The 23,132-nt window shown below is 44.6% G+C and carries 16 protein-coding genes; 7 read left to right on the forward strand and 9 right to left on the reverse strand.

The window, feature by feature from the left end; genetic code table 11:
• Positions 1 to 49: 49 nt before the first annotated feature.
• A complete protein-coding gene (locus QUA34_RS10045; protein WP_333386146.1) occupies positions 50 to 922 on the reverse strand; it encodes a M48 family metallopeptidase in 873 nt (290 codons plus the stop codon).
• An 80-nt stretch (positions 923 to 1,002) separates the two neighbouring features.
• Positions 1,003 to 2,424 (reverse strand): UDP-N-acetylglucosamine 1-carboxyvinyltransferase, encoded by a 1,422-nt coding sequence (gene murA / locus QUA34_RS10050; RefSeq protein WP_333386147.1) that lies wholly within the window; start codon positions 2,422 to 2,424, stop codon positions 1,003 to 1,005.
• A 365-nt stretch (positions 2,425 to 2,789) separates the two neighbouring features.
• Between murA and smc the strand changes: the two genes are divergently transcribed.
• The 5 genes from smc (at position 2,790) to QUA34_RS10075 (ending at position 13,187) form a co-directional block, all read left to right on the forward strand.
• A complete protein-coding gene (smc, locus tag QUA34_RS10055; RefSeq protein WP_333386150.1) occupies positions 2,790 to 6,677 on the forward strand; it encodes a chromosome segregation protein SMC in 3,888 nt (1,295 codons plus the stop codon).
• A gap of 68 nt (positions 6,678 to 6,745) precedes the next feature.
• Positions 6,746 to 7,771 carry a PRC-barrel domain-containing protein gene (locus tag QUA34_RS10060; protein WP_333327722.1) on the forward strand — a complete coding sequence of 342 codons (1,026 nt, stop codon included), beginning with the start codon at positions 6,746 to 6,748 and terminating at the stop codon, positions 7,769 to 7,771.
• 289 nt (positions 7,772 to 8,060) lie between these two features.
• Positions 8,061 to 9,083 (forward strand): SGNH/GDSL hydrolase family protein, encoded by a 1,023-nt coding sequence (locus QUA34_RS10065; RefSeq protein ID WP_333327719.1) that lies wholly within the window; start codon positions 8,061 to 8,063, stop codon positions 9,081 to 9,083.
• A 96-nt stretch (positions 9,084 to 9,179) separates the two neighbouring features.
• Positions 9,180 to 11,342, forward strand: coding sequence for a hypothetical protein (locus tag QUA34_RS10070; RefSeq protein WP_333386152.1), 2,163 nt, complete (start codon positions 9,180 to 9,182; stop codon positions 11,340 to 11,342).
• Between the two features lie 12 nt (positions 11,343 to 11,354).
• Positions 11,355 to 13,187 (forward strand): DUF6798 domain-containing protein, encoded by a 1,833-nt coding sequence (locus QUA34_RS10075; protein WP_333386155.1) that lies wholly within the window; start codon positions 11,355 to 11,357, stop codon positions 13,185 to 13,187.
• Between the two features lie 135 nt (positions 13,188 to 13,322).
• On the opposite strand, the gene QUA34_RS10080 is transcribed toward QUA34_RS10075, so the two are convergent.
• The 4 genes from QUA34_RS10080 to rfbC all read right to left on the reverse strand — a co-directional run bounded on the left by QUA34_RS10080 (position 13,323) and on the right by rfbC (position 17,764).
• Positions 13,323 to 14,297, reverse strand: a complete 975-nt coding sequence (locus tag QUA34_RS10080; RefSeq protein ID WP_333386158.1) for a glycosyltransferase family 2 protein — start codon at positions 14,295 to 14,297, stop codon at positions 13,323 to 13,325.
• A gap of 84 nt (positions 14,298 to 14,381) precedes the next feature.
• Positions 14,382 to 16,190 carry a hypothetical protein gene (locus QUA34_RS10085; RefSeq protein ID WP_333386161.1) on the reverse strand — a complete coding sequence of 603 codons (1,809 nt, stop codon included), beginning with the start codon at positions 16,188 to 16,190 and terminating at the stop codon, positions 14,382 to 14,384.
• 153 nt (positions 16,191 to 16,343) lie between these two features.
• Entirely contained in the window at positions 16,344 to 17,216 is an 873-nt protein-coding gene (gene rfbD, locus QUA34_RS10090; RefSeq protein ID WP_333386164.1) for a dTDP-4-dehydrorhamnose reductase, read from the reverse strand.
• Between the two features lie 2 nt (positions 17,217 to 17,218).
• Positions 17,219 to 17,764, reverse strand: coding sequence for a dTDP-4-dehydrorhamnose 3,5-epimerase (rfbC, locus tag QUA34_RS10095; RefSeq protein WP_333326798.1), 546 nt, complete (start codon positions 17,762 to 17,764; stop codon positions 17,219 to 17,221).
• A gap of 49 nt (positions 17,765 to 17,813) precedes the next feature.
• Between rfbC and QUA34_RS10100 the strand changes: the two genes are divergently transcribed.
• Positions 17,814 to 18,488, forward strand: coding sequence for a methyltransferase domain-containing protein (locus QUA34_RS10100; protein ID WP_333386167.1), 675 nt, complete (start codon positions 17,814 to 17,816; stop codon positions 18,486 to 18,488).
• 130 nt (positions 18,489 to 18,618) lie between these two features.
• Entirely contained in the window at positions 18,619 to 19,218 is a 600-nt protein-coding gene (locus tag QUA34_RS10105) for a Uma2 family endonuclease (RefSeq protein WP_333386170.1), read from the forward strand.
• Positions 19,219 to 19,457: 239 nt separating this feature from the next.
• Here QUA34_RS10105 and QUA34_RS10110 read toward each other — a convergent pair whose 3' ends face one another.
• From QUA34_RS10110 to QUA34_RS10120, 3 genes are read right to left on the reverse strand one after another with little or no spacing between them, the layout of a single operon-like run.
• On the reverse strand, positions 19,458 to 20,522 hold the full coding sequence (locus tag QUA34_RS10110) for an NAD-dependent epimerase/dehydratase family protein (RefSeq protein WP_333326782.1): 1,065 nt from the start codon (positions 20,520 to 20,522) through the stop codon (positions 19,458 to 19,460).
• Entirely contained in the window at positions 20,515 to 21,276 is a 762-nt protein-coding gene (locus QUA34_RS10115; protein ID WP_333386173.1) for a glycosyltransferase family 2 protein, read from the reverse strand. The genes QUA34_RS10110 and QUA34_RS10115 overlap by 8 nt, the downstream gene beginning before the upstream one ends.
• 3 nt (positions 21,277 to 21,279) lie before the next feature.
• Positions 21,280 to 23,097 carry a hypothetical protein gene (locus QUA34_RS10120; RefSeq protein WP_333386176.1) on the reverse strand — a complete coding sequence of 606 codons (1,818 nt, stop codon included), beginning with the start codon at positions 23,095 to 23,097 and terminating at the stop codon, positions 21,280 to 21,282.
• Positions 23,098 to 23,132 lie beyond the last annotated feature (35 nt).

Genomic DNA, 23,132 nt, shown 5'->3' on the forward strand with positions numbered 1-23,132 from the left:
AGAATCGAACTCTCATACCTTTCGGTGTCAGATTTTGAGTCTGATGCGTCTACCAATTTCGCCACCCGCCCTTTTTGTTGGTTTCAGCATCATAATACACCGATCGATTTCTTGCAAGCAAAGATTCATAATCTTTTGAACTTGCCCAGCGATCGATCTCTCTGGCGCGCAATACTGGTACAGGATGGGACAACTGAGCCGTCTGAGCTTGTTTGAGCATTTCTCCCAGTTGAGTGCTGCTGAGGTCGTCGTAGGCCCGCGCCTGCGCCAAAAACGCATCGACATTCAGTTTGGAAGCTAAAGTCGGCGAACCTCCGGCCAGTTTCATCAACAGCGATGCTACTACTTTTGGGTCTTGGGTGGCGAGCAACGCGGCGCGATCGCACGTAAATTCCGCACACCGCAACCATTCCAACATTTGCGCCTGCAAACCCTGCGCGAGCACGGTTCCCACAGGCGAAATTTGACCTGCGGCCAACACAATTAAATTAGCCAGAGTCAGGTAAACTCCGTGCTCGCACTTCAAATGCCCCAACTCGTGAGCAATGACTGCCTTAACTTCCTCGTCTGTGAGCAAATCAATCAGAGAAGTGTGCATCACCACAAAAGGCTGTTTTCCCCGCATCGCAAAGGTGTAAGCATTCGGCATCGGATGCTGGCGGACATAAAGCTGCGGCACCTCCAAATCCAGAGTTTTGCACGCATCCACCAGCAATTGATGCAGGTGGGGCAATTGATTTTCGCCGACTTGGACGCTGGAAGCCAGATTTTCCAGCATAAAAAACTGTTCCCCAAGTTGGCCCAGCAACTGCCGCACGATCAAATCCAGGCCGGGCAGTTGTTTGAGAGTGCTGGTGGCTTCCAAGTCTAGCGGGTGGCGAAACTGGTCTGCTTTCAAACCTATGAGCGGTATGTTCGACATTTTAATCCTGAGTTAACCGTCAACAGTTAACCGTCAACAGTTAACCGTCAACTGTCAACTGTCAACTGTCAACTGACTAATTAACAGTTTAAACCCGATCGCACGGGATTGACAGGAGCCTCAGCAGTCGCCGGGTCTGTACCCTCTTTGACCCGCCGCAACTTAGCTCCCAATTTTTGCAGTTTCACCTCTAACTGCTCATAGCCGCGGTCTAAGTGCTGCAAGCTGCTGATGGTGGTGACACCATCGGCTGCAAGTCCCGCTAACACTAACGCCGCCGAAGCCCGCAAATCTGTTGCCACTACCGGCGCACCCGACAGCCGCGACACTCCGCGCACAATCGCTACATTGCCTTTAAGGCGAATGTCTGCGCCCATGCGGTTGAGTTCTGCTACGTGGCGCAAGCGATTCTCAAACACGGTTTCTTTGATCAAGCTGTCGCCTTCGCTCAGCGTCAGCAAAGCCATAAACTGAGCTTGCATATCTGTGGGGAAACCGGGATAAGGCAGAGTTTCGATGTCTGTGGCCGAGTGAGTTTGGCCGGGAACTATCCGCAAAATGTCGGGGGATTCTGCAATAATTTTCGCCCCAATTGTCTTCAATTTGGCAATGACTGCGGTCAGGTGGTCGGGAATTACCGGCGACAAACTGATTTCGGAGTGAGTGATGGCTCCGGCTACTAAAAATGTTCCGGCTTCAATGCGATCGGGAATAATTGAATAGTCTACCGCGTGCAGCTTGGGAACTCCCGAAATGACGATCGTATTCGTGCCAGCGCCTTGAATTTTTGCTCCCATGGCGCGGCAGAAATTCGCCAAATCTGCGACTTCCGGCTCTTGAGCCGCATTTTCAATCACGGTTTCTCCTTCCGCCAGAGTCGCCGCCATCATCAAAGTTTCAGTGGCGCCGACGCTGGGGTAGTCCAAATAAATTTTGGCTCCTTTCAGGCGGCGGTTCGGCCCTTTGACGTAAGCGTGAACCGTGCCGTGGTCGATGTGGACTTCGGCACCGAGGGCTTGCAGACCGCGAACGTGGAGTTCAACGGGTCGGGCACCGATGGCGCACCCACCGGGCAAGGGCACTTTGGCAAATCCCAAACGCGCTAGCAGTGGGCCGATGATGAAGAAGCTTGCCCGCAGTTGGCTGACTAATTCGTAGGGGGCTTGAGCGTCTATGAGGTTGCTGGCGTTGATGTCTAAAACGTCGCCGTTCTGCTGTAATTTGACTCCTACAGCGGAGAGAATTTGCCCCATGCGGGCGACATCGACCAGACCGGGAACGTTGCGGAGACGGCAATCCTCTGGGCATAGCAGGGCTCCTGCCATGACGACTAAGGCCGAGTTTTTGGCGCCGCTGATTTTGACGTGTCCTGTAAGGGGCTGGCGACCCCAAATTTGTAATACTTGTTGTTCGTCGCTTTCAGGTGAAGCTGGCAGGTTAGATGAGTTCTGAGCTGGTGTAATGGGTTTGCCCTCCATAATTCGCTTCGTTACTTTATACATTATTAATTTTGGTTCGATTTTACCGGAAAGTTTTTATATGTCTAGGGGTAACATGAGGAATTCAGGGAATTATATTTGCTGGCATTCTCTCTGGACAAGGCTTTCAGGTTTTAGCGCACAAATAATGCCGATCGAGTCTCATGAAATTATCTGTATCAAAATTTACGTTCATTTGTAGCGGTCGCTTCGATCGCAGATGTTGTACGTTTGTCAACGAACTTTTTAAGTAAAAGCCGGCTGGGTGGTTGACAAAGGTGTAATATATCTGTTCGATCGACAATGCCAGAAAGTTAACACATTGTCGATCGCCCCATTGCCTGTGCTACCCTGTGACAACAACCTAGAGCCAAAGCTACTCCTAGCATATGGTTCACATTAAACGGATCGAACTGACTAACTTTAAATCTTTTGGCGGCACGACGGCCATTCCCGTGCTGCCCGGTTTTACTGTGGTTTCCGGGCCCAACGGTTCTGGGAAGTCCAACATCCTCGACGCTTTGCTGTTTTGTCTCGGGCTTTCGAGTTCTAAGGGAATGCGGGCTGAACGTTTGCCGGATTTGGTGAACAGCGCCCAAAACAAACGCGGTACGATCGAAGCTAGCGTGACTGCGACTTTTGCGCTGGAAGATGTGGGAGAGGAATGGTTTGCCCGCGATGAAGATGAGGAGGAAAATGCAGCAGATGAGTTATCTGTTGAAGCAGAGGAAGTTGAAGGGATAGAAATTGCCGAAACTCAAGACAACAACGAACAATCATCTCCTGTCAATCTAAAATCGCCTCTATCTGTTGAAGAAGCCGCAGGGATAGAAACTACCGAAACTCTAGACAACAACAGCCAATCATCTGTCAATCGAAAATCGAAAATCGAAAATCGAAAATCGGATGAGTTATCTGTTGAAGACGTAGAAGAAATTGAAATCGCAGCAACTCAAGACAACAACGGACAACTACTCGCTACTAATAAAAAATCCAAAATCCAAAATCCAAAACCGGATGAGTGGAGTGTGACCCGCAAACTTCGGGTAACTCGCCAAGGTACTTACACTTCAACTTATTACATTAACGGCGCACCTTGCACCCTGACTCAACTTCACGAACAACTCAACCGCTTGCGAATTTATCCCGAAGGCTATAACGTCGTGCTGCAAGGAGACGTTACCAGCATTATTTCGATGAATTCCAAGGAACGCAGAGAAATCATTGACGAATTGGCTGGTGTGGCTCAGTTCGATCGCAAAATCTCTTTAGCTAGGCAGAAGTTGGATGAAGTTAAGGAGGTGGAAGAACGCAGCCGCATTGTAGAAAAAGAGCTGATTTCTCAGCGCGATAGACTTGCTTCCGATCGCACAAAAGCGGAAAAATATCAAAAATTGCGGGCGGAATTTCAAGAAAAGTCGCAGTGGGAAATTGTGCTGAAATTCCGACAGTTGCAAAAGCAAGAATGGAAACTGCGCGAACAAATCGAAGCGGGCGATCGCACTTCGGCATCTCTCACCGAACAACTGCAAGCAATTAGTACCCAAATTCAAGCAGCAACCGCCGAACTTGATGCGCTGAATGCCCGCGTTAAAGCTTTGGGAGAGTCGGAATTGTTGGCTTTGCAAGCGACGATTGCGACTCAGGAAGCGGAACGGCGGCAACTGCAAAACCGCAAACAAGATTTGGAAAAAACTGCTGGGCAAATGGCGGCTAACATAGCACAAACCGAGGAAGAAGTTCGCCAATTCCGGCAAAGTTTGGAGCAAATTGAGATTGAAATATCTTATGTTAAGTCTCAAATAGGAACTTTGCAGGAACAGCGGGATGCAGCGCAGCAAAGTTTAGATGAAAATCGGGAAGTTGCAAATGCGATCGCGTCGACGGCCGAAGTTTGGGTACAGCAGCAAACGGAATTGCACCGCCAAATCGAAACAATTCAACAAACTTTGGAACCGCAGCGTACAGAACAAGCTACCATTGGCGAAAGAGCCGATCGCCTGCACAGCCAAATTCAAGAACAAAACCAATCGCTGCAAGTATTGGAACAGGAAATTGCAGCGAAAAAAGAGCAGCAATCTCGCCTTGTGGAAACCAAAGGCGTTGCATCTTTGCAAGTAGAATCGCTAAATCAGATTTTAGTCGAAGCCGAACAAGAATTGCAACTGCAACAGGAAACTCAAACTCGTTTGTTGGAAGAACAGCGGGAAAGACAGCGCAAATTAGACAAACTAGAAGTGCAGTTTCAAGCACTGCAAGAAGCGACGGGGACGTTTACTGCAAAAATTGTCGCGCAAAGCGGAATTGGCGGAGTTTGCGGCTTGGTGGCTCAACTGGGCCGGGTAGAACCGCGCTATCAGTTGGCGCTGGAAATTGCGGCGGGCGGGCGCATGGGAAATATGGTGGTGGAAGATGACAGCGTGGCTGCTGCTGCGATCGAATTGTTGAAACAAAAACGGGCGGGAAGGATGACTTTTTTGCCTTTGAATAAGATTAGGGGCGGCAGGTATTCGGTGAATGAAAATTTGCGGCGCGCGGCTGGGTTTGTGGATGCGGCTGTTAACTTGATTGATTGCGATTCGCGGTATCAGGAAATTTTTGCTTACGTTTTTGGGAGTACGGTTGTGTTTAGCAACCTCAGCGACGCCCGCCGCTATTTGGGACAGTACCGGATTGTCACTTTGGACGGGGAAATTTTGGAAACTAGCGGGGCGATGACTGGGGGAAGTTCTACTAATAGATCTACCTTGCATTTTGGCACGGTTGAGGCTAGTGAGGCTGCTAGTGAAGCCAGGACGATCGCATCTCTGCAAGAACGTCTTGAGGAAATTGAGCGGATTTTGGAAAGGTGCAAAGTTGCGATCGAGCGCGCGTCTATTGCAGTCAAAACTCGTAGCCAAGAATTGATGGAAGCAAAACAGAGTTTACGCGAAAATCAGTTGCGATTGGAACAGTTGGATTCAGAAATTAAGAATTTGCAAGCGCAACAGGAACAAGTGCGATCGCAAATTGCGAAAAATACACAGGAATTAACTAATTCGCGATCGAGATTGCAGTTGCTGGAACGAGAATTGCCCGCACAGGAAACTCAATTGCAGCAGTACCGGCAAACTTTGGCGCAGTTGGAAGAGTCGAACAGTCACAGCGAATGGCAGCAAATGCAATCGAGTTTGCGCGCTCTGGAAGCGCAACTGCAAGAGCGAGAATTGGCTCTGAGAAACGTCCAGCAGCGCCTTGTAGACTTGGAAAATCAATTCGGGCGTTTGGAAGACAAAATTAAGGAAGGCAGCGAGAAGTTGCAGGAATGGCAAGTGCAGCAAAACGCGGGGGCGGATGCACTCGATCGCATAGTTTCGCAGCAGTTAGAACTCGATGGACAAATTGCCGCAGCTAAGGCGGCTTTGGGGGAAATTGAGGAAAAATTGGGCGTGCAGAAGGGAGAGCGCGATCGGGCGGAATCTCAACTGCGAGAACAGCATTTAGCCAAACAGCAGTTACAATGGCAGTTGCAAAAACTCCACGAAACCCAGCAAGAACGCCGGGAACAATTGGCCGCAATCCGCACTCTATTGGAAGCGCAGCGGGCGGAAATGCCCGACCCCGTGCCGTCGATTCCTGAAAATGTCGAGAAAGCCAATTTGACTGAATTGCAGCAGGAAGTAAAGGCGATCGCCAAACGCATTCAAGCTTTAGAACCAGTCAATATGCTAGCCTTGGAAGAGTACAACCGCACTCAAGAACGCCTTCAAGAATTGAGTCAAAAATTGACGACATTGGAAGGAGAACGTACTGAACTGCTGTTGAGAATCGAAAATTTTACCACACTGAGGCGGCGCGCTTTTAAAGAAGCTTTCGACGCGGTTAACGAGAACTTCCAGACTATCTTTGCGGAACTTTCCGAAGGCGATGGCTATCTCCAGCTAGATGACCAGGAAGACCCCTTCAGCAGTGGCTTGAATTTGGTGGCTCACCCGAAGGGCAAACCAGTACAGCGGCTGGCTTCCATGTCTGGAGGCGAAAAGTCATTGACGGCGCTGAGTTTTATTTTTGCGCTGCAACGCTACCGCCCGTCTACGTTCTACGCTTTTGATGAAGTGGATATGTTTCTGGATGGGGCAAATGTGGAGCGATTAGCTAGAATGATAAAACGACAGTCTGAACAAGCCCAGTTTATTGTTGTGAGTTTGCGGCGACCTATGATTCAATCGGCTGAGCGTACAATTGGTGTTACTCAAGCACGGGGAGCTTATACTCAAGTCATAGGGCTGAAGTTGTAGTCCCGGAGTTTCTGTTAACGCTCGTGTTGAGTGATATATGTACTTAATAAATCAGGATTAAAGTTAGAATGACATCCGAACAAATCTGCCAACGCTCAGACATTCTAGGCACTCAGGTCATCACCCGCGACAGAGGTAAACGCTTGGGGGTGGTTAGTCAATTGTGGGTGGACATCGATCGGCGGGAAGTTGTGGCGATCGGTCTGCGTGATAATATATTTGCGGTCGCTGGAATGCCGAAGTTTATGTTCCTCAGCAATGTTAGTGAAATCGGCGACGTGCTGTTGGTGGAAGATGAGAGCGCGCTCGAAGACGATGTTGATGTTGAAGTCTACAGCATTTTGATTAACAGCGAAGTTATTACCGAAACTGGCGAACTTTTGGGTAGGGTGCGGGGCTTTAGGTTCGACCCCGAAGACGGTAAGTTAGTTTCTATAATTATCGCTTCCTTGGGAATCCCCCAAATCCCCGACCAAGTTCTCAGCACTTACGAGTTGGGGATTGAAGAAATTGTCAGCAGCGGCCCGAATCGCTTGATTGTGTTTGAAGGTTCCGAGGAAAGGCTCAGGCAGCTTAGTGTGGGTTTGCTGGAGCGCGTTGGTTTGGGTCAAGCACCTTGGGAACGAGAAGAGGACGAGGCAGGTTATTATCCTAAACCCGTGGCTACGGGAAATCAATTGGGCCCGGGCGTGCGGATACCTGCACCGGAAATGCGGAGCCGGGTAGCTGCGCCTGCGGTGGAGGAAGTTCCTTGGGATGAGGATTTAGAGTGGAATCGGCCTGCGGTTCGCCAGCCGCCGATGCGCGCGGTGCAGGCACAGCCGCAGCCCATCGACGATTACGAGGATTACGAAGAGGATAATTGGGGTGGCGAGGAGGACGATTACGAAGAGGAGGAGTACGAGGAGAAGCCGCAATACACTCGCCCTGAGATTTCTCGCCCCAAGCAGCCGGTGGTGCAGTACGAGTACGAGGATGATGTGGAGGCCGATGCTTGGGCTGACGATGAGGCACCGAAGCCTTACCAGGCTCCTCGGGTGAATATCCCTGAGAAAACTAAGACTCCTGAGTATGAGGAGGAGCCTGGTTATTAGAAATTAATCAATTGGTTGGGCGGGTTTACGAGATTGTTTGTTTTAGACATAGATAGTTGTGAAATCCGCCCCTACAATGGCCTGTAGGGGCGGGTTTTACCAAGCATATCGGCGTAAAACCAACAATATAATAAACCCGCTCCCGCCCAACGAATAATCGGAATCTACATTTTTTTGGACTATCTCGAACATCAGGTTAATCTAGATTATCGGCTGTGTGGGGGCGGGTTTATCTAAATTGTTGGTGAACCTCAAATATTGTTTGTAAAACCCGCCCCTACGCTAAATTATGAAAAAAAACTTTATTAAAACCTCTATTTTCAGATTAATAACTTATCTAATTTTTCCCGTTTTTTTATCCACCACCACGGCTGAAATTGTCTTGCGAGTTGCGGGATACAAACCCTGGCAAATAGAAAATGTTGATGTTGCAGTCGAACCAAAAGGTAACTTTTTTACCAAAGACTCAGAACTAGGCTACAAGCATTTGCCGGGTAAATTCAAGGTGACACTTAACGGCAATTACTCATTTAATGCCACTCATCTAAATAATAGTTTAAGAATAACTCATCCCCTCAATACTTACAATCAATCCTCAAAAAAACCTGAAATTTGGATTTTTGGCTGTTCTTTTACCTACGGTTGGTCATTGAATGATAGCGAAACTTATGCTTGGTTGCTGCAAGAGAAATTACCCAAATATGAAATAGTGAATTTCGGGGTTAACGGCTACGGCACGCTGCACTCGTTGATTCAATTCAAAGAAGCACTCAAACAAGCAAATAAACCCCAAATTGCGGTGATTGCTTATGCGGGTTTTCACGACCGCCGCAATACTTTGTTAAGAGCGAGAAGAAAGCAAATGGCTGCTTGGAATAAACTGGGTATTTTATTCCAGCCCGATGCTAGGCTGAATGGAGAAAATAATTTTACCTACAAGATGGCAAAGCTTGAATATCACGAGTTCCCCCTGATGCGGGTTTCTGCATTAAGCCATTTTTTGGAGGTTAATTACAATCAATTTGAAGAGGGATTATATAGAAGCCATGAGGTTTCTAAGGCAATTATTGAAGAGTTTCACCGTGTGGCTGAGGCTAATGGCGTTAAGTTAGTCGTGGCAGGAATTAATGCGGGTTCTGCTAAGATGTTGGCGGAGTTAAGTCAGGAGGGAATTGCTACGGCGGATATTTCGGTTGATTTGAAAGTACCTGCCAATAATAATTTACCTCATGACCTTCATCCAAGTGCGATCGCCAATCGGCAATATGCAGAAAAGTTGGAAGTTTTTTTGCAAGGTACTGTTTTAAGGTAAGTTAATGAACCGCGAAGGCGCAAAGGGCGCGAAGGAATAGAGAAAGAGGAAGTTTATAAGTTATTTAGGGTTGCGAGAGTGATGGGATTATTGGATTTGGTTTCTTTTAAATTGCCTCGCAAGAGTTTGATTGATGGCTTTTTTCTGTTTTTACTTGTTCTTGTAACAGTTGCAGTAACATCAATCTATGTATCCAGCGAACATACTTTTTATTGGTGGGATTACGCGGGCTACAACACCGCTACAGTCAACACGGCCAATTTATTTCGAGACTCGCCCGATAAAGCATGGCGCGGAGTTATAGAATCGCTATCTAAGGAAAAAAATCTATTAATCTCTTTGCCGTTAGTGCCATTTATTCTCTTATTTGGCGAATCTCGGCTGAGTTACATTCTCAGTATATCCCTGATTTATGTGCTGCCGTTTCGCCTGTTGCTGGGGGCAATTTCTGCAAAGCTAATTCCAGTTTATCCGCGCCGGGTGTTTTGGTCAACTGTGCTGCTGAGTTTATTAATTCCGATGAGTTGGATACCGACTCTGCGGGGATATCTGGATACTGGCGGCTGTGTGTTTGTAGCCTTGGCAATTTGGGTTTATTTGCAGGATGTTAAGCTGAAATCTTGGTGGAAAATCCCGTTAATTGGGTTTTTGCTGGCGGCGGCGATTCTGTTGAGACGCCATTTTGCTTATAGTGCGATCGCCTTTTTGGGTGCAGCGACTTTACAGGCTTTCATCGAGTTTATTGTACTAATATACCGTAAAAAAACGGCATTGTCGTCTCCAAAAGACAAGGACGCGGCAGCGCCGTTTGCCTACAGATGCTTGTTTGAATCCGGTGTAAAATTGGGCTTGATAGCTGTAACTAGCTTGAGTATTTTAATGTTGGTAGCGGGAGATTTTACTCGCAGTGCTCTGACGGTTGACTACCGCAATTTGTATGTCGCTTGGAGTTTGCCTGTAAGTGATATTTTAACTCGTTATGCGGATTTTTACGGTTTGGGAACTTGGCTGCTGGTACTGATTGGTTTTTCTGCGGGAATTCTCACCCGAATGCTGGTTCCGGCGGCTATTTTTGTTTCGTTGTTTGGGGTTTTGTCGCTGATTGAATGGCTGTTAGTGTTGCGTTACGGCTACTTGCACTATACAATTCATATTACACCGATCGCACTTTTAGGACTATCCACATTTTTCTGGACAACGTGGCTGACACTCAAGGGAAAAATCCGGTATTTCATGCTGGGCGCGGCGGGTTTGTACCTGGTTGTCAATGCCGCAGTCGGGTTAATTCCTCTCAAAATTGATTTGCCAAGACTGTTTGTGGGTAATTTTCCGCCGTTAGTGCGATCGGATTACGACGAAGTTGTAAAATTAGTAGAGTTTCTGCGAAAATTAGCACCGAATGAAGAACCGATTTATATTGCCGGTGCTTCTAACAGTTTTAATGCTAACATCCTCAGACAAGCCAACCGAAAATTAAACCCGCCGGAGGGTTGGTGGAAATTAAATACAATCGGGAGGCCGCAAATTGACTCGCGCGATACTTACCCGCTACCGGAGTTGTTACAGTCACAATATGCGGTGGTTGCGGTACCTTTTCAGCAGGTATTACCGACTGACGAACAAGTTTTGCGATCGCACGAACAAGATGTTGTTAAAGTTGTGTACGATGCCTTTACTCAAAACTGGGAAATTGCCCGCGATTTCCAATTGCTACCGGAACAGTTTAAGCTAGAAAACGGCGTGACTGTCAGCGTTTACCGGAGGGTGCGGCCGACTGATACAGCAACGGCAGTTAGGACTCTGGAGGCGATGCAGCGGCAAATAGTCGAGCGACCAGGCACGCAGTTAGATTGGATTAGTTTGCATCAATCAATCTACACAAGTGCCAATTATTCAATCAGTCAAGAATCCGATAACCTATATAATATTGTAACTCATCCAATTAAAAACAGCAAGAAACTCGATACATCTTTCCTGTATTTAGGTTCCATCTCAGACAAAGTGAAAGTTACCGGCAAACTCAATTTACCTAACAAACAATGTCCGGGACTTGTCCTGCGCTTGACTTTGTGGGACAAGCAAGGTAAATTAATAGACTCAGCAGAAATGGCTTATAGTTCAAAAAGTGCGATCGGCTTAAATCTATTAGTTGAGGGCAAAAATCCCATTTATCTGCTGCTTGAGGTATTGAGTAGCAGCAAACAAGATTTATCAAACCAATGCCAACTGGAGATTAACAATTTGGCTGTCAGTAGGTAGGTGGAACCGTCAATGCAAAAACATCAAAAATCCCACTGGTATTTTAATCTATCTCTCTATACTTTTGTCATCATCGGCTCCCTGATGGCCACTGGGTATATTTTCCCGATAGGAGGCAACTTTCCCGAAGTGCCACCAATTCAATTGATGTTAAATCCTGAACTCTATAAAAATGACTATTACGTTCAGGAAATGGTTAAGTTTAATCCGAGATATTACTATTATTATATTATCTATTTGCTCGCAAATATAGGAACCAGCATTCCCCTAGCGCACTTTATTTATCAATTCCTCGCCTTCGGTTCATTTATCCTAGCTTGCTACGCAATTATCAATATCTATACTAATTCCAAGCTGCCTGCAGCAGCGATGGCTTTTTTATGTATAGCCGCTTCATTTACAGATGTTGGTAACACCCTGATATTTTCCACCAAATCAGTACCCAGTACCTTCGCAATGGGTTTCGCAATCTGGGGAATTTACTTTAGTTTGCGCCAGAAATGGCTGACCGGATATTTATTTTTTGGACTGGGTTGTTTGCTGCAATTTTTAGTTGGTTTGTTGCCGGGATTGATGATGGTTCCCGTTTTATTTATTGAATCTGTAAGACAGCGGAAGTTTAAAACATTGATTTTGGCGATCGCACTTTTAGCAGCAATGGCAAGTATCGTTTACGTACCGATGTTATTAACAGGTACTACCAGCACTCACACTATCGACAACGCTGAGTTTGTCTACATTCATGCAAAAGTCCGCAACCCTCACCACATCCTCCCGTCAAATTGGGATGTCGGGAATTGGTTCAACTTTATATGTTTTATAATGGGTGGCTTGCTGTGCATCAAAAATTCTGACTTCTTGCCAAAAGAAGACAAAGTTAATTTTTATATAATTATTGGTACATCCGTTTTTGGGCTGTTTCTAAATTACATATTTGTAGAAATTTACCCGGTGGCTTTTATCGCCAAACTACAGTTAGCGAGAACCGTACCTTTTGCTCAATTAATTATATTTATTGCTGTTGCCTTGACGGTAGAACAATTTTACAGAGACAAACAAATAGCTGTTAGCTTGTTGCTGTTATCTATTCTAACTTTGCCTTTTCGGGGTATCATTTTCTTAGGATTATCAGTTTGGCAAACAAAAAAATACGTATTTCCCAAACGATATAATATATTGTTGTGGATTATAGCAGCAGGCACGGTAATTTTCAGCTTGATATATCCGCTGACTGATTCATGGGAAATAAGGGGCGATCGAATAATTAGTATCCCAATCTTTCTCTCAATCCTCGCCTTCCCATTTATTTTAGAAAAAACATCCCTAGCTACATCTATAAAACAGACTCTAACTCACACATTAGCCTTAATAACTACCGCCACCTTAGTTTGTGGAGTAGCAGGAATTCTGCCCAAACCTATATTAAATGTATTTCAAACAAGAGTTAATATCAATGCCGTTCCCAGAGACGACTTAAGCAAATTAGCTGTGCGATTTTCGCAAATTAGCAGCCGAGATTCACTCGTATTAATTCCACCTTCAGTTACCAGCTTTCAGTTTTTCTCCGAAAGAGCGATTGTCGTCAACTTCAAAAACTTTCCCTTTACCGAAAAAGGCATCAAAGAATGGCAAAGTCGCATGGAAACCGTTTTAGGAGTGCCATTAAACCCGCAAATGATCTGGGGAGGAAATGACTTTTTCATCCGCCGCAGCAGTGCAGATTTAGTCAAAGTAGCCAAAAACTATCATGCCGATTATATCCTGACTCGTACTGACTGGCATCCCAATATTCCAGGGGAAATCGCAGACAAACAAGGCAAATGGATACTGTATAAAATTAGGTAAGAGGTAATTGGTAAAACTTGTTAAATCCCAATTATAATTTTATCTTAGTCAGCCTAGACAGAGTTTGCTTGTCTGTAAGCAATTCCATCGCCGATTTATCTGCGTTAATCAGCGTTCATCAGCCTTAATCTGCGGTTAAAGATCAAAACCAGAATCATCAATAATTTCGCTAATTTGCTTATCCACATAATCAGCATCCACATTTCGCGCCATCAACTCAGCTAAAATCCCCAAAGAAATCAACTGCACCGACAGAATTGTACACAAAATCCCAAAAAATAACAAAGGTCGATTCCCGATCGGCCCAAAATTCATCCCCGCCAAATTCAGAAACCAAATAACTATCAAATAACTCAGCGAAACAGTTCCAACGAAGCCAAAACACAATCCCAAACCCCCAAACAAATGGCCCGGTTTGTGTAAATACTGCGTCGTGGCTAACACCGTCAACAAATCAATAAAACCCCGCGCATAACGTTCCCAGCCGTAATTAGATTTTCCGTGCTTTCGCGGATGATGTTCGACAACTACTTCCCCAATTCTAAACCCTAAATTGTTGGCTAAAGCGGGAATGTAGCGGTGCAATTCCCCGTACAATTTAATCGACTGCAAAACTTCTCTACGATACGCTTTAAAACCGCAATTCATATCGTGCATTTGCACCCCAGTCAGGAAACACGCAACAGCATTAAACAGCTTGGAAGGCAAAGTTTTAGAAAGCGGGTCGTTCCGCTGTTTTCGCCAACCGGAAACTAAATCAAATCCCGATTCTAAATGATGTAAAAACTTGGGAATTTCAGCGGGGTCATCTTGAAGGTCAGCATCGAGAGTAAAGATAATTGTCCCTGCTGCATTGCGAAATCCTGCTGAAAGTGCGGCGGATTTGCCAAAGTTGCGGCGCATTTTAATCGCTTTAATTAGTTTGGGATGTTGGCTGGCTAAATCTGTGATTTCTTGCCAGGAATAATCGCGACTACCGTCATCTATGAAGATGACTTCGTAACTGTCAATTCCTGTTTGAAACATGACAAGTTGGATTTTTTCAAACAGTAATTTGAGGGTGGCTTCTTCGTTGTGAACTGGGATGACGAAGCTGAGGTGTTTTGGCATAGAGATATTCTATTTTATTTTTGTTGTCAATGAGATTTTTTTTATTAAATGCAGAGGGCGCCGAGGAGGAGAAAGAGAGGTTTTTTAGTTTTTATTAATAACTTGGGAGTTTCGCAAGGCTACCCAACCTTTGCGGTTTTTAAAGGAGGCATAGGCTGTCAATAATTTATCGGTTGGTGATGTTTGAATGTATCCTCTCCAAGCGGCGAATTCGTAGGAAGGACCAAACAATTTAACTAAATCTGGGCGGGGAAATCCTGACATGGCGAAACCTCGAACGATATTTTCTTGATTGAGAATGGCAATACATTTTACATTGTTTTCGGGATCTCCTACCCAGCCAATTACTCTGGAGGCGGCGGGCGCGAGTTTAGTTACGGTATCAAAATATCCGGGTACTCCGTCTTTGGGCGCTGACAGTAAATTTGGGTCTATTTTTGTGTCTAATGCTGCACAGAAATTGTGTTTTGTGATGTCTCGGTTAAATGGCACTAAGTTGTTAGTTTTTAAGGCGTCGATTAACCCGACAAAAGCTGCCGGTTTGTTGCCTACGCGGTCTTTAATTAGGGTTACGTCGGTGATGCCTAATTGCAGTGATAAGGCTACTAACGGTTGATAGGTTGCTCTGCGGGCGATCGCCATTGCAGTTTCGCCTCCCACCCCGTACATTAAAATAATCGCGACTGTGGCGACTGCAAACAGCGGTGTCAGCCAACGCCCTTGAATTCTGGGTGTGGGCTGCAACTCGCGCACCCACAATACTGTCAGCACAATTGTGCTCATCCAAAACAAGGCTGGGAGTGTGGCGTAGCGGGAAGCGGTGGCTTGTTCGACGCCAAATCCCGATCGACTAACCGCAGCCATTAACGCCGTTTGCAGCGTGTAAAGTTGGATTGATAGCCAAGGCAGCCAATCCGGGCGATCAACCTTTTTTACAAATAGCCAATAACCCACAAAACCCGTCACTGCAATCAAACCAATTATACCAATAATTGAAGCAACAATTATATTTTCGCTAAAAATTCCGCCGAGATAAGTGGGAATATATTCGATAGTTTTGAGCGGGTTAATTTTACTTAAAGAAGGGTGATGAGATGGAGTTTTATAAGTTAAAAAATAAATGCCAATCACTGCAATCGAAGCAATGAAATACAAATAAGTTATTCGCCGAGGAAACCGCAGCACAACAGCAGCAGCACACAATATCGGCCACAAAGCTAAAGGAGTGCTGTAACTAATACAGCCTAAAACGCCAAAAACAATGCTGCCAATTACCCACTTATTGTGTAAATGCGAGGGCGGGCACGGGGGCACCGCCCCTACAAACTCGTTACCAGGCTCTGCCTGGGAATGAATATCCAGAGGCTCCGCCTCCTTCTTACTTGACAAAAGCGTCGCATAGGATTGCAAACAAAATATCGAACAAATCACAAATAAATTAGCAATTATCCAGTGAACGCCGCTGAATCCCCGCATCCAATTGTGAGCCGCCGCCGGAGTAAAATTAAAAATAGAAAGGCAAAGGAGTAGCGAGATAAATTGCAGCGGAAAACGCCTCAATTTTAACGGCAGCAGAGCAATTAATACGTGGCACTGAATCCAAGCCAAGAACCAGGCAACTAAACATAAACCAATATTTGAACCTTGGGTGAAAACTATATTCAAGCCATAAATAATTGCCGGAATCAAGACAAAATGCTCGTTCGCGCGAAATATCCAATTAAAAGGATTTGTAGAGAAACCGTCTACTGAATAAAAATTCCATGTCATCCACCAATAATCAAAATTGGACAAGTCTCCCGCTTGCGATATCAAGTACAAAATATATAACGCTGGTATTAGAATGCCGAGAACTGATGCGGCAATTAAAATATATTGTTGCTTGATTTTCATGGATGGGGAGATGGCGGTATTTTTAATCGATTTGGGCTAAGTTGTACGCGCTGGGATTAAAGAAACCGGGTTTTTTACTTGATTGAGGGTTAGAACCAAGTATTTTGGTTAAAAAACCCGGTTTCTGGCTACTTTACAGATTTACTCGAATTTTTATTTCACTTCTCTTGCCAGCATTTGTCTGAGCCCTTGCCGCCAGTGGGGAGGATACGTACCCAGAAGTGCTGATATTTTTACCGTAGAGAGAACCGAAAAAGCCGGACGTTTTGCGGGTGTCGGATATTCGGCGGTGGTGATAGGAATTACGCGCTGAACTTTTAGGGGTAAGCCGAGTTGTGCTGCTTCCTCAAAAATTGCGATCGCAAAATCGTACCAACTACAAACACCGCTGTTAGTGTACTGGTATGTTCCAAAAGTTTCTGGCCCCAGGAGAGGAATAATTTGTGAAGTCGCCGCACCTAAATCCCCAGTCCAAGTAGGACTTCCGATCTGATCGGCTACTACTCGAATTTCTTCCCTTTCCTTTCCCAACCTCAGCATGGTTTTGACAAAATTACCTTTGCCACCATTACCGTAAACCCATGCGGTTCTAATAATAATATGTCGGTTTCCCGCTTTCCGAATAGCTGCCTCGCCTACTAATTTCGACTTGCCGTAAGTTCCCAGCGGGTTCGTAGAATCTGTTTCCAAATAAGCAGAACCCTGGCTGCCGTCAAATACATAATCAGTAGAAAAGTGCATCAAAATTGCTCCCAGTTTTTCGCATTCTTCTGCAAAAATTCCTGGGGCAATAGCGTTGACTGCATATGCTAATTCTGGTTCACTTTCGGCTTTGTCTACCGCAGTGTAAGCACCCGAATTGATGACTAAATCCGGTTGAATTTCAGCCATTGCTTGACGGATGCTTTCGGGTTGGGATAAGTCGAGGCGAGTGCGATCAAGCGCAATAACCTCTCCCAAAGATAATAAAATCGGCTGCAATTCTTGAGCTAGCTGTCCGCTGCCGCCTGCGAGTAAAATTTTCATGATCAAAACACTTGAGTTCTTTTCAACGTTTGTCCCGCTTGGTCTTTAGCTGATAAGATTGGTTGGGCACCATCTAGCGGCCAGTCGATCGCCAAATCCGGGTCATTCCATAGGATACACCGCTCGTGTGCCGGTGCGTAATAATCTGTAGTTTTGTACAAAACTTCAGCCGTCTCGGAAACCACTAAAAAACCGTGAGCAAATCCCGCCGGCACCCAAAATTGCCGTTTATTTTCTGCACTCACTAAACAGCCAACCCACTGCCCAAAAGTCGGCGAACTTTTTCTAATATCCACCGCTACATCAAATATTTCTCCCGCAACTACCCGCAGCAATTTGCCTTGAGGCTGCTGAATTTGGTAGTGCAAACCCCGCAGCACATTTTTAGAAGATTTGGAATGATTGTCTTGAACAAATTCTGCAGTAACGCCTGTTTGTTCCACAAAAGCTTTGTGATTGAAACTCTCAAAAAAGAAACCGCGAGCGTCTCCGAAAATTTTCGGCTCAATTATCAGAACTTCCGGTATTTCGGTAGATATAACATTCATAGTTAGCTGTGAAAGTGATAAACTCATACTCAGTCTCTGCTATTTTACTATGAAAGCCGACGCATATCTCAAAAACTTGTACGCCAATCGATTTGATTCCCGACAACTGCAAGCCAAGGTGGCACTCTGGAAAGTTTTAATTGACGAATTTTTACAAGATTATGTTCCTCCCGAATCAACCGTTTTAGATATTGGCGGCGGTTACTGCGAGTTTATAAATCAAATTCGGGCTAAAAAAAAATATTTAATTGATCTCAACCCCGATTCCAATTTATTTGCCAATCCTGATGTAAAAGTGCTGAACATTGATGTTTTAAGTTTTGAGAACCAACCTGCTTTTAGGAAACAATTTGACCGGATATTTATCTCTAACTTTTTTGAACATCTCCGTAATAAAGAAGAACTCCTCCAAATTATTTCATTTTGCTTTGAGGCACTTAAGCCAGGGGGTTCTCTCTTAGTTGTCCAACCAAATTTTAAATATTCTTTCAAAGAGTATTACGACTTTATCGACCATCAATTACCAATTACCCACTTATCGCTGCAAGAACTTTTACAAACCGTCGGCTTTGAAATCGACCTAATTATACCGAGATTTTTACCGTTTTCGACTAAAGGCAGACCTGCCTCGCCTTTGCTGTTAAAACTTTACTTGAAATTGCCTGTGTTGTGGCGGTTTTTGGGAGGGCAAATGTTTGTCAAAGCATCGAAACCAAATAATTAACGATTGGGTAAAGCGATCGCCGCCCCTAGAGCCTTTCAATTGTTATAATAAAAATTGCAAGTATTCCTGTAGTTTGGGCTGGGCAAAATCAGGATCAATTTGCTAAAAAAGCATCAATTTTAGGAAAAAAATGATGACACAAACATCCCGCGCCATTGCTGTGAATATTCCGCCGACACTAACACTCACCGTTACTCGCGAGCAATTCGTTGAATTGGCGATCGCCAACCGAGAATTACAATTAGAAAGAACAGCACAAGGAGAGTTAATCGTGAATCCACCAACCGGAGGCGAAACAGGATACAGAAATCTCGATATAGAAGGACAGCTTTGGTTGTGGAACCGTCAAACTAAACTAGGTAAAGCGTTTAACTCTTCTACTGGTTTTCACTTACCCAATGGAGCCGATCGCTCTCCCGATGCTGCTTGGGTGCGTCAAGAAAGGTGGGATGAGCTTACCCCAAAACAAAAAGAAAGTTTTATTCCCTTGTGTCCTGATTTTGTGGTAGAACTCCGTTCTAAAACTGACAACATGGAACCGCTGCGAGCCAAGATGAAAGAGTATATGAAAAATGGTGCTCGTTTGGGTTGGTTGATAGATCGGAAAAACAAAAAGGTGGAGATTTACAGGCCAAGTCAAGATGTAGAAGTCTTGGAAAATCCTATTAGTTTGTCCGGTGAAGATGTTTTGCCTGGGTTTGTCTTAGATTTGACAGAAGTTTGGGGATGAATGCTGAATCGCGTTTAATATCTGCGAGCGGTAATTCCTGATGTTTTAATCGGGCAATAATTGAGATATAATTCGCTCTCGTCCGATTTAAAAAATAGGGTTATGTATAAATTTATGTAGGGAAATGGCACTGCCGTGTCCTAATACCGGACACTCCAAAAGCTGTTTCCCTACCGCATAATAAATGGTTTTATTACCAAATTGCACAACAGATACCCCGACATCTGCAGTTAAAAACCCTACAAAATCGAACTTAAAACCACCTCATTAGCAGCAATCCAATCATAAATATCCTGCAAAGCAGCTTCCGGCCCAATAACAGGTCGCCATCCTGTCTTCTCCATCACCCTAGAAGAATCAGTAATAAAAATCGGGATATCCCCCACGCGTTCCTCCAACACAGGATTAATTGAAATCGATTTCCCGGTAATCTTTTGACACAAATCAGTTGTCTCAACCAAAGAAAGACTATTGCTCAAACCGCCACCAACATTAAAAACTTCACCGTCAAATTCAGCAAAATGTTCTAGTTGATAATTAACTAACCTCAACAAATCTTCAACGTGCAGTAAATCCCTAACTTGCTTCCCGCTGCCCCCAAAACCGATGTAATTCAGCGACTTTTGAAAATAGTGAGCAGCCACCCACAAACCGCAAACTCCCTGATCGACTTTACCCATTTGCCACGCACCAGTAATTAACCCGCAGCGGTTAATTATTGCTGGCACATTGTATGCTTCCCTGTATTCCTCAATCAGCAATTCCGAAGCTAATTTAGTTGCTCCGTAAAGTGAACGGTGTCCTTTTAATGGGAAGTCTTCTGATATGCCTAACTCCGATATACCGGGTAAAGTTTGCTCAGGGGCGATCGCAAATCTATTCGGCAACTCTAACAGATTAACAGATTTGACACTGGCGATCGGATAAACCCGACTGGTAGACAAAAACAGCAAACTCGCACCCGTTTGTCTCGCCAACTCCAAAACATTTACAGTACCCAGTAAATTCGTCTGCAAAACGTACTGAGGTGAACTAAAACCAGCCAGCACAGAAGGCTCCGCAGCACAATCTATAATGCAGTCAGCATTGAGTGCAACTGGATCTAAATCTGCCGCTGTGCGAATATCCCCGTAAACAAACTGAATCCCGCAACTTTTAAGCCGAGGCAGATTCAATTCCGAACCCCGGCGACGCAGGTTATCTAAACAAATGATTTGCCATTCCGGGTGCAGTTTCTTCAGGCCAATTGCCAAACAACTGCCGATGAAACCGGCACCACCAACAATTAAAATTCTCTCAGGCATTCACTTTTAATTTTGCTATCTTTCTAGTCCGGTGGTAGTCGCCGCGAGACAGATGTTTTTCCAGCCATACATACAAGACAATAAACAAATACCTACTGCCCATCTCTTTGATTTTCAGCTTAGAAATACCAGCAGTCCGATTGTACCACCTCAGAGGAATCACCGTATAGGAAAAACCCCGGACAATTGCTTTTAAAGGCAGTTCCACGGTCAAATTAAAATGATGACTCAAAATCGGTTGTACGCCTTCTATTACTTCTCTGCGGTAAATTTTAAAAGCATTGGTGACATCGCTGTATCGCAAGCCGAAAATACTTTTGACAAACCAGTTTGCTAAGCGGTTAATTGCTAACTTGTGAATTGGATAATCAACTATAAAGCCACCTTTGATAAAGCGGGAACCAAAAACGCAATCATATCCTTCTTGCAACTTGCGGTATCCTGCTACCAAATCTATCGGATCGTCGGAAGCATCCGCCATCACAATTGCTGCAGCATCTCCGTCAAATTCCGCCAATCCCCGGCGCACAGCAAATCCGAAACCGTTGGGAGGTTGATTGTTGATGTATCTAACTGTGGGAAAAGTCTCTGACAACTCCTGGCAAATATCAAGAGTTCGATCGACACTATTGTCATTCACAATCAAAATTTCGTGCGGAATGCCTTCTAAATCGAGCGTCTGGGCGATCGCCCGCACAGTACCGTACAAACAGCCCTCCTCATTGTGAGCTGGTATAATCACAGAAATTTTCACTCCTCATCCTCCGCGCAACTGGACAAACTGGTTGTCAAGAGGATTATACACCCAAGCTTTAATTTCGGTTTGGGCGATCGGCAAATTATTATCCGACAAATCAACAGCCCACCTTGCATTATTGTATAACTCAGATTTTAAACTCTCAGCAATGTCGGGACTGTCCAAATTTACATAAGCGTTAGCAAAAAAAGATTGTTTATCCCCGACAGATAGCAGTACAATATTCGGCTGTTGCAATTTTTCTGGCAAAACCGCCCAACCAGCAGCCTTGACAGCATCATTTTGCTTAACAGTCAAGGATTTATCGCTAGTTTGAGGTTTGTCTAAATAACCGTAAACTTTCTCCGTATTAGAAATAAACTCTACATTTTTCGCGAACTTTCTCCAACCTATTTTGTCGATAATTGCAGAGCCTTCTCTCACCAGCCAAGTTTTTTTGCTCAGCACTCTCAAACAGCTTTCCGGCGAATTTTTTAAAAAATCAGAGGGTTCCAGATAGTTAATTAACTGCAAACAATCTTGAGCACCTTGTTTGTAAAGAAGTGCTGAGCGAGTTTGGGCGATCGCCTGTTGAGAGTTAAAAATAAGTGTAGCAATTAACAGCCCTGCTACTACCCGATAAATAAATTTATAATTACTCTTTAACGTTGCTTTTCTTTCTTGATAATTACCTCGGACAAACAATTGCCATAGCTGAACCACAGCAATTAACAGCAAAATCGAATTAGTCGTATATCTCGACGATTCGATCGCCTGGATTGCCCCAAATTCAGCCCTTCCAGCGGTAATAAACAGAGCAGATAAAACCGAAAAAAAACCTATTGACAGCCAAGGTAAAGCCTGATAATTCTCAGCAATATCCTTCCTATCTGTGATTGCGATGGACGAAGGAATCGCCGGGACTTGAGGTTGCTTTTCTGAGTTGGCACTCACAGATGAAGCTACCGAACTTGATACCATCTTTTGGCCAAAATAAACGACAAAAAATATAAAACTTGCAAAAATTACCAATCCTACAAATGCCGCAACCCCAGGCGATCGCACAATTGGCGAACCCAGCAAACTTAAAAAGTAATCAATCACCACAAACGGCTTTTTCAACAATGAAATAATACTTGTTTTCCGACTCGGATGATAATCTATTGAGTAAACAGCACAAGTTGCCACAAAGAGCAGCATCCAGACAATAAGTCTTTTTCGTTTCTGCGCTGCATTTCCCTCCAAAGCCACCACAGCCGGAATCGCCGCCAACCAAGACAGCAAGCCTTGAGCGAGCGAAAAACTCGCAAAAAAGCAGAATACAGCAGCAATAGAGATTCTAATATTAGGCAATAATTTGTGATGTGAAACCAGCGCATAAACCGCAGCTACAAAACATAAATTTACAAAAAACCAAGCCACTTGAAATCCCCAAAGCCAGTTTTCGTGCTGAACTAGCGAGAAAAGCAAAATACAAGTTAAAATATTAGCTAAATGCCACAAATCATCCGCGACATTCTTAACTTGCATCGAGGATAATTTATACATAGCGATAAAAGTTATCGCAGCCAAACCTATGCTGAGACACAACTGATAATTAATATTCCATCGGGAAGCAAAAGCCAGCAGCGCAATAATTATTTTAGGGAAAAGTATGCGGTGGTTGCTATGCAAAGCCCAAAAATCGTTAAACGTTACATTTCCCCCAGCTATTTTCTCAAAAAGGCTAGCTAACCTCCACTCGTCATCAACGGGAACGTTAACGCTAAAATTCGATACAAATCCGATTAATAAGAGGACAGGAATTAGATATAAAGTAAATAATATGATTTTTTTCATTAATATCCAATCCGGTAGCATCGGAATTGTAAAAT

The sequence above is a fragment of the Microcoleus sp. POL10_C6 genome, from assembly GCF_036701585.1.
In the GTDB taxonomy this organism is placed as follows: domain Bacteria; phylum Cyanobacteriota; class Cyanobacteriia; order Cyanobacteriales; family Microcoleaceae; genus Microcoleus.